10 protein-coding genes are annotated in these 10,333 nt (G+C 70.0%); 3 read left to right on the forward strand and 7 right to left on the reverse strand.

The window, feature by feature from the left end; all coding sequences use genetic code 11:
- Window positions 1–43: 43 nt before the first annotated feature.
- From ACLJWH_RS38340 to ACLJWH_RS38365, 6 genes are all read right to left on the reverse strand, one after another.
- Window positions 44–2,569, reverse strand: coding sequence for an ATP-binding protein (locus ACLJWH_RS38340; protein ID WP_411146434.1), 2,526 nt, complete (start codon window positions 2,567–2,569; stop codon window positions 44–46).
- Entirely contained in the window at window positions 2,569–3,189 is a 621-nt protein-coding gene (locus ACLJWH_RS38345; RefSeq protein WP_411146435.1) for a hypothetical protein, read from the reverse strand. The genes ACLJWH_RS38340 and ACLJWH_RS38345 overlap by 1 nt, the downstream gene beginning before the upstream one ends.
- Window positions 3,186–3,506: a hypothetical protein gene (locus ACLJWH_RS38350; protein ID WP_411146436.1), complete on the reverse strand. Its 321-nt coding sequence runs from the start codon at window positions 3,504–3,506 to the stop codon at window positions 3,186–3,188. Before ACLJWH_RS38350 ends, ACLJWH_RS38345 begins: the two co-directional genes overlap by 4 nt.
- Window positions 3,503–4,540 carry a conjugal transfer protein gene (locus tag ACLJWH_RS38355; protein ID WP_411146437.1) on the reverse strand — a complete coding sequence of 346 codons (1,038 nt, stop codon included), beginning with the start codon at window positions 4,538–4,540 and terminating at the stop codon, window positions 3,503–3,505. The genes ACLJWH_RS38350 and ACLJWH_RS38355 overlap by 4 nt, the downstream gene beginning before the upstream one ends.
- Before the next feature lie 142 nt (window positions 4,541–4,682).
- Window positions 4,683–4,964 carry a hypothetical protein gene (locus ACLJWH_RS38360; protein WP_411146438.1) on the reverse strand — a complete coding sequence of 94 codons (282 nt, stop codon included), beginning with the start codon at window positions 4,962–4,964 and terminating at the stop codon, window positions 4,683–4,685.
- A 108-nt stretch (window positions 4,965–5,072) separates the two neighbouring features.
- Complete coding sequence (locus ACLJWH_RS38365) at window positions 5,073–5,930, reverse strand: RNA polymerase sigma factor (protein WP_411146439.1); 858 nt, start codon at window positions 5,928–5,930, stop codon at window positions 5,073–5,075.
- A 1,047-nt stretch (window positions 5,931–6,977) separates the two neighbouring features.
- Here ACLJWH_RS38365 and ACLJWH_RS38370 point away from each other — a divergent pair.
- Window positions 6,978–7,250 carry a hypothetical protein gene (locus ACLJWH_RS38370; protein ID WP_411146440.1) on the forward strand — a complete coding sequence of 91 codons (273 nt, stop codon included), beginning with the start codon at window positions 6,978–6,980 and terminating at the stop codon, window positions 7,248–7,250.
- Window positions 7,251–7,867: 617 nt separating this feature from the next.
- The gene (locus ACLJWH_RS38375; protein WP_411146441.1) at window positions 7,868–8,200 is read left to right on the forward strand and encodes a hypothetical protein; all 333 of its coding nucleotides are present in this window, start codon (window positions 7,868–7,870) and stop codon (window positions 8,198–8,200) included.
- Window positions 8,201–8,419: 219 nt separating this feature from the next.
- Here ACLJWH_RS38375 and ACLJWH_RS38380 read toward each other — a convergent pair whose 3' ends face one another.
- Window positions 8,420–9,283 carry a serine hydrolase domain-containing protein gene (locus tag ACLJWH_RS38380; protein WP_411146442.1) on the reverse strand — a complete coding sequence of 288 codons (864 nt, stop codon included), beginning with the start codon at window positions 9,281–9,283 and terminating at the stop codon, window positions 8,420–8,422.
- 531 nt (window positions 9,284–9,814) lie between these two features.
- Between ACLJWH_RS38380 and ACLJWH_RS38385 the strand changes: the two genes are divergently transcribed.
- Window positions 9,815–10,333, forward strand: a 519-nt coding sequence (locus tag ACLJWH_RS38385) for a DUF4157 domain-containing protein (protein WP_411146443.1), incomplete at its 3' end; no start/stop codon positions are given.

Raw genomic sequence — 10,333 nt, forward strand, 5'->3', positions numbered from 1 at the left:
CGCTGCCCTATGCACGCCGTCCGCCCGGCCAGGCGCAGCCACCTCATGCCGCGAGCGCCGGGTCGGAATGAATGGCGGCAGCCGCTTCGGGGTCGGCCGGGATGACGACCTGCATCCCACCGATCCGCCCGTAGAGGTCGCGGTGCAGGCACTCACCGGCCCGCTGCGCCCGGACTTCGTCGGCTACGTCCATGGGGGACAGACCAGTGGTGACCAGCTCGACCAGGTCCTCGTCGGTCGGGTCGAGGTCGAGGAAGGCGAGTCCGCGCTTGGCGAGGGCGACGTCAGTCTGGCGGAACAAGAACTTCCTGGGAAAGAGCCCGCGGATGACCTGCCCGGTGGCTGACGCCTCCGGGCCGATGTCCTCGCCGTCGTGGGACCCGACCAGGCAGCCGGCGTTGTGCTTGCGGCCGTCGCGGACCAGCTCCAGGAGCAGGGCCATGCCCTCGGGGGAGGAGGTCAGCCACCAGCACTCGTCCCACACTGCCACGCAGAACTCGTGGGGATTGGCGAAGCAGACTTCCCTGCACAGCGCCGCGATGAGGTACAGCGCCGCCCGGCCGAAGACCTTTTCGAACTCCAGCGTCGGGAGCCGGTCGGCCGCCAACTCGTGCTCCTTGGGCAGGGCAAGGTTGGCGGTGGCGAAGACAATCGCGTCGGCGGCCGAGGTGTCCACCACCGGCAGCGTGGGGTCGAAGATGGTGCGGGCCAGGTCCTTGCGGGCCACCGCCGCCAGCTTGCGCGCTACCGCGTTCGAGGTCGCATCGCGCTTGCCGCGTGCCTGCAGTTCGCTGACCAGCCCGGCCATGGACGGCGCCGGTCCGGTCAGCGTTGCCTCGATCGCCTCCGACAGCGCGATGCCCTGGTCGCTCATGGGGCCGATGCCCAGCAGCAGCGTCAGGAATGACTCCGTGCGGCGCTGTGCTTGTGAGCGGTCGCGGATGGTACGCAGTGGATCGAGGGAGACCTGGGCCTGGTCGTCGATGGTGATGACCTGGGTGGTGCCGGGGCACGCCTTGGCGTAGCGGACCCATTCCTGCTGAGGGGTGCGGTCGACGATGACCGCTCGGCCGCGGCTGCCCGGCTGACCCATCTTGCGGCCGGCGGCGAGGATGTCGTAAACGGCGGACTTCATCGCGACGCTCTTGCCGCCGCCGAGCTCACCGATGAACGCCGCGGACGCGGACGCCGACTTACGCGGGCCCAGGGACCAGTCCGTGAGCACGGGCCGGGTGCCGCCACCGGCCAGCTGCAGCCCGTACAGCGGCCCCTTGGCGTCGCCGAGCGCGCTGCCGGCGAATGCACCGGCCATCGCGAAGTCCCGCGCGAGGAGCACCTGCGCGTAGGAGGTCATGACCTTCGGGGCACGGGCGCCCGGAAGCATCCCGTACCAGAGGTTCTCCTGTTCACCGAGCGGGCGGGTGAAGGTGTAGTCGGCGCCCGCGAAGTGCGTTTGCAGGTCGGCTGCGCGGGCCTCGACCTCGGCCGGGGTGGCGCCCCAGACGCACAGTGCACCCATCGCCTGGACCTCAACTTCGGTCTTCGAGCTGGTGATGGCGGTGCGGTACTCGTCCATCCCGTCCGCGGCGTCCAGCACCCGCGACGGAACACCGGCCGTCTCACCCTCGTACTCCCCGCCCTGGCCCGCCAACTCGCGTGCCTGCCGGAGGGCTTTGGCCTCGGCGACATCACCGGGCGTGACCTTGATCCGCATCGCCCAGTCCACGGGAAAGGCGAACTCATCCAAGGCGGCGAGGTACTCACTGCCCGGGAAGACGAACCGCTCGGGCATTTCCGACAGTGCCAGGACCGTCTGGTAGGACTCGCCCCACTCGGTGCTCACCTGCAGCCAGCGCCGCCCGAACCGGCCCCGATGCGCGTCGGCATCGTCGCCGTCCTCGGCGGTGGGAAGGGCACCTTCGGCCAGGACCACCTGGCCCAGGGCCGCTGCGCCGCGGCCGCGCCCTGTGGGCTGCTCCGGGTCAAGCAGGGGCTCCAGCACTCCGCGCCGTGCGCTATGTCCGTAGATCCACAGGATCTCGGCCTCGGTCGCGGGCCGAAGCGCCACGGTCGCCGGCCAGGTCGCTGCGAGATCCTGCGCTTGTCGCAGCCGACGCACTTCCTCGCGGGCGCTGACCGGCGCGGGCAACAGGCCGAGCTGCAGGGCCATCTCCGCCCGGGCCGCATCGATCGCCATGCCAGCTGCCTGCCGCTTGGTGCCGGCGGAGAGTGGGACGGCCAGCCAGTCCGCGCGGCTGGTCAGCTCCAGGCGCTCCAGCTGGTCCCACACTCGTGTCGCCAGCTGCTCGTAGCGCTCGCTCGCGGCCAGATCGACGCCGTCGGTCATCTTGCGCACGACCTCGGCCGGGTCGACCTGCGGGCACAGTGACAGCAGCATCGCCTCGCCGTGCAGCTGCTTGACCAGAGATTCCAGAGCGCGCAGTCGGCGCTCCTTGACGGTGCGGGAGGACTGCGCGTGACCGCTGCCCTCTATCCGCCAGAGTGCCCAGCAGGTTCCGTGGCGGGTCCAGATGACGTTTCCGGCGACGTGCCGTACGGGAATCCGCATTACTGCCCCTGCTCGTTCGTGTTCGTTGTGCTCGCGGCCCGTGCCGCGAGCAGCGCGCCGATGCCGGACACCACCCGCTCCGCCGGGGCGTCGGCCGCGGGCCGGTCGGCGGCCGGCTTGTTCCCCGGGACGGTCGGTGCGGGAGTCGGGCGCCCCGGCTTGGCGAGGGAAAGGGCCTCTGCCAGTGGTGCGGCCGCGCGGCCGAATTCGTTCGGCGGCTGCCAAGTGAGGGTGCAGACGCCCACCAGCGCGCCGCTTCGGCGCTGGCGCACGGGACGGCCGTCCATCCGGCCCGAGCCGCCGCTCGCTGCCAGGCCGAGCACGCTGGCGGCAACAGACAGGGGGTTGCGGCCATCGACACGGATCCGCCCCACGATCAGCGCCAGCGCGTAAGGCACGCCGATCAGCGGCAGGACGTCGACCAGACCGTGGTGCGCCCACAATCCGCGGGTGAGGAAGGCCGCTGCGAAGGTCGCCGCGGCGACGATGATCTGCGGGACCGTGTAGGGGCCGCCCCAGATACGGCCGCCGCCGGGCCAGCGCCCCACCACGAGGGTGTGCCGGCGTGCCTTGGTGAAGCACCGGCCGATCAGCGGCTCGGGCTGAGCGGTGGTGCTCATCGCCGGCCGCCATCCAGCGGATCGATGTGGTCGACGACGCGTACCGCGGCCGGGGCCGCTGTGCCGCCGGAGGGGTTCTTGATATCCTCGCCGATCTTGTCCCGCAGCACGGTCATGTTGACGACGACGGCCAGGACCACCGCACCACCGATGGCCGCGACGCCGGCCTTCAGCACGCTCTTGGTCTGCCCCCACACAAGCGCGATCGAGACGACATACATCAGCCCCAGCACGCCCACGAGGAAGAAGTTCTTGAGCTGGCTGACGAGGCTGTTGGCGTCGGAGATAGCTCCTGCCATCTGCATGAGCTCGTTCATGAGCCCTGTCCTTCCTGAGAGTTCGAGTTCGTGCCGGGCGTCGCGAGGGCGGGCGCGGCTTCGAGCGAGGCGACTTCCCACCGGCCGTCGCGGGCGCGCAGTTCGATCGCGTACGTCATCGGCCGGCTGCTCGTGTGCTTGCCTTCGCCCTCGACGTCGGCCAGGAGCCGACGCTGGACACCGTCGGGCGGCGTCTGGGCTTCAGCGCCTTCGGCAGGACCCTGGCCGTGGTCGGCGATCTGCGTGACGATCACCGTCGTGTACGGAGCAGGCCGCACCGCGTGCAGCGTCGTGCCGGGGGAGAGGTAGCGGTCCAGCTCGCCCCGGCCCGTCAGGTACGCCGCCAAGAAGCCGCGGACCGTCTGCACCGCCGGATCCGAAGCCAGCGGCGCGTGCGACGCGCCGTACGACAGCTCAGGTGCTGCACCCTTCGAGCCGGTCGGGGCCGCGACTTCCGCAGGCAGCGCCGCGGCCGTCCAATCCGAGGCTCCGTGGCTGCCGGCGGCCCGGACCGGGACCTGGAAGTACCGGACGCGGCCGCTGTCGGAGTCCTTCGCCGAGTCGGTGATCCGCGCGGCCACCGTCACCGACCAGTAGCCGGACGAGATCTGCCGCACCTGCACCGCCGACGCCGACTCCGCACGCTCCGCCCCGCCCTGCGCCGACCACGACATCGAACGGGCCGCCGGGTAGAACGCCGCGAGCTCCTCCGCGTCCGCGTCACTGTCGCCGGCCTTCACGTAGGCGGCGACGTACACCTCGGCAAAACCGGCCGGTGCCACCGCATCCGACGACGCCGGCTGCGCCTGCGGCGCCTCGGCCCGCGTGGGCACGGCCACCGGCGTCGTAGCCGAGGCCAGTGCCCAGCCGCCCAGCAGCGGACCGGCCAGCAGCAGGCCCCAGGCGCTCCACCGCACCACGGCCGTCCAGTTTGCCATCGCGCCCGTCGACATTGCCGTGGTGGCCCACCCGGTGTCCGGCTGGGCGGACTCCTCCACTGGCGGGTTCTGCTCATCCTTACGGCGCCACTTCACGACCGCGGCCCCTTCCGCAGCAGATGTCCCCAGGTACCCGTCGGGTCCAGAACCCAGATGCGCCGACCGTCCGCCAGCTGCTTCCTGAGTGCCGCCTTCAGGGCCTGGCTCTTGCCGTAGCCGGCAGGGACGAAGGCCGCCTTCACACCGTCACCTCGCCGTGCACGGTCTTGGACCGGATCGGCTCGGCGATCCGCTCGCGCAGCCGCGCCGGCGGAAGCGCCAGCACCTCCCGCACGAGCACCTGCGCTTCATCGGCGTCCTGCTCCACGTACGATCGCAGCTGCTCGTGGGTGTCGGCCGAGAACGGCTCCGTCACCAACGCGACCGCCAGCTGCGTCGCCCGTCGGCGAATCGCCACCAGCCGCAACTCCTCCGCCTTTAGCTCCACCGCGTCTCCTTCATGTCCCAGCCCCTCGCTCACGTCGGCTCCCTCCGCTGTGTCGGTGCGCGGAATCCCCCCCCGCACACACAGAGAAGGGAGCGGGGTCGGCCCTGATGTGACACAGCGACCGAAAACCTCTGACTGCCTTCACGCCGCCTCGACCCACTGCGGCGCGGCCTGCCGCAGTCGCGCCACAGCACGGCTCCGCCGCCGACGCAGCGCCACCGGGCTCACCCCCCACGCCGACGCCGCCGCGGCATCCTGCGGCGCGCCCTCGCGGTAGTGGTCGCAGATTCCGGACGCCGCCTCCGTCGTGAGGACCTCGCACTTCAGCGCCCACACCAGGAGCGCGACCATTTCGCCGCGGGCCCCCTCCAGCTCCTCCACCGCACTCGCTGCTGCCTGAAGGCCGGAATCCTCGGCGGCCTGCGCGAGCAGCACCGACTCGACAGCGTCCTCAGGCTCGACGCCCCCCGGAAGCGCCGCCGCCCACGTCTCATCCAGATGCTCAGAGAGCGCCAGCTCCCGCTTGAGCTCACGCGAAACCCGGTGCCACAACTCCAGCCGCAGGCCCGCCGCGACCCTCCGGGGCCGCCGCGCAATCGGGTAGGTGCGCACCACCTCCCACAGGGAGGCGATCACCACCTGCGCCACGTCCTCGATGTCCTCGCCGCTGCGCACACAGCCGCGCAGCATGCGACAGGCGAGCGGGAGCATCGCCTGGACCAGCACGCGGGCGGCCAGTTCTGCATCCCGCCCGTCGCCGGCACTCACCCGGCACAGCAGGACACCCATCCAGGCGTCGATGAATCCCGGTTCGTCGTGCTTGGCGCCCTTCCTCAGAAGAGTGCACAGCTCACCCAGATCAGCGGGGGCCTGGTCCTCGTCCAGCACACCGGCACCGAGCATCCAAGAACGCACGCGGTCTGCGCTGCCGCGGTCGGTGCACAGCCACTCCCACTCGGTATTCAGACGTGTGACCAACGTCGGCTGTGTGGCATCCACGGCAGGCTCCTTTCGGATCGACTGCCGTGAACTCTGCTCAGCACCTCTTACCAAACTGCTTGCCCCAAAGGGGGGGAAAGAGCAGGTCAATTGGGGTATCCAGCGGGGTATCCGCACCGCCGGGCACGGGTATCCGCCTGCGGGGCTTTTTGGAGGGCGGTTGGTGAAACCAGGGCGATCCGTGGCTGCACAGTTGGACGGGGAACGTTTCCCGGGCGGTTGCGGCTTCTGGCCGGCCCGCCGAATTGGCCGGTGCCGTTCGGACTGCAGACCGCGCTGCCGTCGACGCGGAGGCCCGGGCTGCGTGGCGTCCGCTGCGCTCGGCCAGAGCTCGGTCCGGCCAGCCTTGTCAGGCGTTGTCTACCCCACCGTCGGTACGCCCGTGCACCTTGTTCTCGGCGCCGTGGCCGATGTTCCAGCGTGTGTCGTCAGCCATGGCCGGTCCGATCCCATGACCGAAGCCGACCGATCGGCCACTGTGACGCCCCAGCAGCAGTGGTGCTGTCCACACCGGTGCCGGGTGCGGTGTGCGCCGTGTGGTTGCTTGTGAAGGTGAGCAGGTCGACGCCATCGCCGGTATGCCCTGATGGCCGGAGGTCCTCTCGGCCATCGCGGCAGCGGGCTGTTCTGCCAGGGAGACTCATGGCCGGTGACCCGAGGCCGGTGGCCGACGGCCGATCTGATGTCGTGGCCGACGCCGGCCAGCCGGCCACGCCGGCTGGCCGAAGGAGCAGCGCACGACGGTGGCAGGTCCTCCTGCTGCAGGAGGACCTGCCACGTTCAATGCGTACGGGAATCTGCGATCACCTGCGGGTGCCTGCCAACCCTCGCCTGTTGGGTAACCGGATACCCAATTGCCTACCCCCGCCATTGACCTGCGGGTAAGCCTCCCTGGACAACGGCTTGAGCGTTTCAGCGTGGCCGGTCGCGAAGCGGGGCATCGTCACGGCGCCGCCTCGGATGCTCCGTACCGGACGTGACTGTGCCGAGGCTATGCCCAACCGGACGTATTCATCATAGTGGTATGTGGCATGTACCATCTTGCCCGTGGTGAAGACACCGAAGCGACAGCCGAACCCTCAGGCGTTGAGTGAAGCGGACCTGAAAGACGGCACCGTGAAGGCGTTCCTGGAGGCCCAGGAGAAGGTCAAGGCGGCCGAGCGGGCGCTGAGGGAGGCGGAGGTGGAGCGGGATGCCGCGGCTCTCGCCACCAAGGAAGCCGATGTCGCGCGAGGGCTTCCGCAGCGCCTGGCCGACCTGTACGGCGTCACGCGGCACGCGATTGAGGACATGCGCCGACGCGGCGCGCTCACGACGTAACAGCATCTCGAACAACGTCAGCCCCCCCCGGAGGCTGCCCCCAGGGGTCTGCTCGTTGCGCGGGTGCCCTCATTGCCTTCATTGTCTTCGTGCAGTCGCTGGTCGTTTTCGGGGCTGCGGCGGAGCCTCTCGAGGGGTGACTTTCTGTCACTTCACCGCGGAGCGGTCCTGGACCGGTACCACCGTGGGTACCACCGTCGAGACCACGGTGCGTTCCGCCGTGCGTTCCACCGTACGTACTACCCTGCGTACCAGGTCGTTTTGGAACTCAGGCGTATTCATGCAGGTCAGGGCGTAGGGGTATGCGGTCCCCGCTGCTGACACCTCTTCCTCAGGAGGAGGAAGAGGCCGTTTCTCACCGTTCGGGCCCCACCGGGCGGTGCGTAGCTCAGTAGGCACTACGTCAGCTCCCGGTATTCCATGGCCTGGCGCCTGCCGGCCGGTCGGCCGCCATCGAGGCCGGGGTGGCCAGCGCCAGACGCCTTCGTGCTGCTCGTGGCTGAGGTGTGAACGCGATCCACATCACGTACATGCGACATATCAATTCTTTGTATTGGCATGTGGCACGTACTGGAATGGTGGCGTCACCACATGGACGGCGCGGAAGACGGTCAGCAATGAGCTTCGAGGTGATTCAGGGCGAACTTCGGGCGATCCGCCTGGAGATGTCGCCGGCTCGTCCCGCTCAGGCCCCCACCTGCCACCTGCCCGAGATGGACTGGGAGGAGCTGGCCTACGCACTGCGTGTGCTGCGCTCCGACCTGGCCGGAGAGGAACTGGAGGACAGCATCGACGACCTGTTCGGCGACCTGCTCCTGGTCGATGACGCTGCGGACGCCGACATGTGGGCAGGCTGCGATGCCCTCCCTCCGGAGAGCGACGCTGACGCCGCGGTGCGTATCGAGGGGATCACCAGGGTCGCGATCACCCGGTCGGTGAAGACCAGTTGATGGCTGGGTCCGCCGCCTTCGGTACGGGCCAAGGATCGCTTCACAACCATCCCAACCCGTACGGCTCTCCTCACGTTCCCGACCAGCCAGAACCGCTGTCGTACACCACGCCGTAAGCCATGCCTGGTCAGGTCCGCGCAGGTGGGGACCTGACGGTTGTGCTGGCACCGGGGTCTGACAGTTCGGGGCGGCCCGGAGCCGGCCGCCCAGAGTGTGCTGTCAGCCGATGGCGAGTTGGCGGAAGCTGTTGCGGATGCCGGTGAGCGGTTCGCGGTCGCGGGTGAAGTACAACTTGTTGGTCAGCAGCACGGCCCAGGTCCCCAGCTTGGGGGAGATCCACATGCCGGTGCCGGTGAAGCCGTAGTGCACCCAGGTCCGCTCGGTGGGGTCGGTGCCGGGTGCCGGGTGCCAGAACAGGCCGCGGACCGGTTCCATGGAGCCGGTCTGCACGGTCAGGGACTCCTCGGTCCACTCGGGGCCGAAGCCCGGCCGGCGGGCGGCGGTTGTGGGGTCGAGGAGGTAGCGCAGGAAGACGGCGAGGTCGTCCAGGACGGAGAAGACGCCGGCGATGCCGCACACCCCGCCCAGGAGGCGGGCGGAGAAGTCGTGGGCGGTGCCCTTGAGGTGGGCGCCGGTGTCCTGGTCGAGTTCGGTGGGGGCGCTTCGGGTAGCGAGGTCGGCGGGCAGCGGCCCGAAGCGGGTGTCGGTCATGCCGAGCGGTGCCCAGGTTCGGGTCCGGGCGAGCTGGTCCAGGGGTTGGCCGGAGAGGTGTTCGGCGAGGTAGCCGAGGATGAGGGCGGCCCGGTCGGTGTACTCGACGGCTTCGCCGGGCGGCCGGTGCAGGGCCTCGTGGAGGACGCCGGCGCGGATGGCGGCCGGGCCGGTGCCGTAGAGGTTCTTCAGCTGGGCCCGCAGGGGGACGCCGGCGGTGTGGGTGAGCAGGTTGCGGGCGGTGACCTGGCCCAGGGGGAATGCCCACGTCGCTGTCCATCGTTCCGGCTCGCCGGGGTAGCGGTCGACGCTGATCCGGATCAGGTAGCGGGTGATCGGCTCGCTGCCGGTGTTCCGCAGCAGCCGGCGCATCGTGAGCCGCGGCCGAACAGTTCGGACTGGAGGCGCCGGGGGAGGCGGCTGCGGCGGTGCTGCGGGAGCGGCTGACGCTGCAGGGCGGAAATGCGGACCGACCGTACGAGGAGTAGGCCTCCGACGACGCAGCGAGGCGCCGTAGCTGTCGTCGCGCGCCAGCCGAGGATTACGGGATAGCCCTTGGGCTGGACGGTCGAGCAGACGGTGGGCACGTGCCTGTGCGATCACGGGCACGGCGGCTGCACGGTCGGCTTCCGCGCCCCCGACGGCCACCGCGTCGACTACTCCAACCTCAGACGGAACTGCCAGCGCAATGACGCACCTTCAAGAATCAATAGCCATGCGCGGTGCCGCTGATGACGACCTGGGCGCGGCGCGGCGGGTGTGTTTATGCTCTTTGACGCGGGGTGGATCTCGGGGGCGCGGATGCACGTCTGCCTGTTCGGCCGCCCCGTCCTGATGTCCCTGGCGCCCGCGCCACACACCGCGTATCTATGGAGATTACGCACCTGCGTAGAAAGAGGCCCCATGCACGAGCGGGACAATGCCAAGCCGACCGCCGCGGGGCATAGCCGTGCACCGGCCCGCACATCCGCGGCCGACGCCCCGACACGCCAGCTCGGACCGACGTCGCCGCAGGGCCTCCTCGCACTGCAACGCACTGCGGGCAATGCCACCGTCGTCCAGATGCTCCGGCAGGCCGGGCACCTCCAGGATCAGCATCAGCACGGCGCGGGCTGCGGCCACCAAGCGGCCGGGCAGCCCCAGGTCCAGCGCTCCGCCGTCCATGATGTCCTGCGTAGCGGTGGCCAGCCTCTCAGCGGCACCACCCGCGCCGACATGGAGATCCGGCTCGGAGCCGACTTCTCCGACGTCCGCATCCACAACGATAGCGCCGCCAAAGCCTCAGCCGCCGAGATGGGCGCCCGCGCCTATACCTCCGGCAGCCACATTGTGATCGGTGACGGCGGCGCGGACCGCCACACCCTCGCGCACGAGCTGACCCACGTCATTCAGCAGCGCCAAGGCCCGGTGGCGGGCGCCGAC

The sequence above is a fragment of the Streptomyces sp. x-80 genome, assembly GCF_046549095.1.
GTDB classification, from domain to species: Bacteria; Actinomycetota; Actinomycetes; order Streptomycetales; family Streptomycetaceae; genus Streptomyces; species Streptomyces celluloflavus.

Bases quoted from the DNA above. Each gene is read 5' to 3' on its own strand.
- ACLJWH_RS38340 (WP_411146434.1), bottom strand. From the start codon at position 2,569: ATGCGGATTCCCGTACGGCACGTCGCCGGAAACGTCATCTGGACCCGC.
- ACLJWH_RS38345 (WP_411146435.1), bottom strand. From the start codon at position 3,189: ATGAGCACCACCGCTCAGCCCGAGCCGCTGATCGGCCGGTGCTTCACC.
- ACLJWH_RS38350 (WP_411146436.1), bottom strand. From the start codon at position 3,506: ATGAACGAGCTCATGCAGATGGCAGGAGCTATCTCCGACGCCAACAGC.
- ACLJWH_RS38375 (WP_411146441.1), top strand. From the start codon at position 7,868: ATGAGCTTCGAGGTGATTCAGGGCGAACTTCGGGCGATCCGCCTGGAG.
- ACLJWH_RS38380 (WP_411146442.1), bottom strand. From the start codon at position 9,283: ATGCGCCGGCTGCTGCGGAACACCGGCAGCGAGCCGATCACCCGCTAC.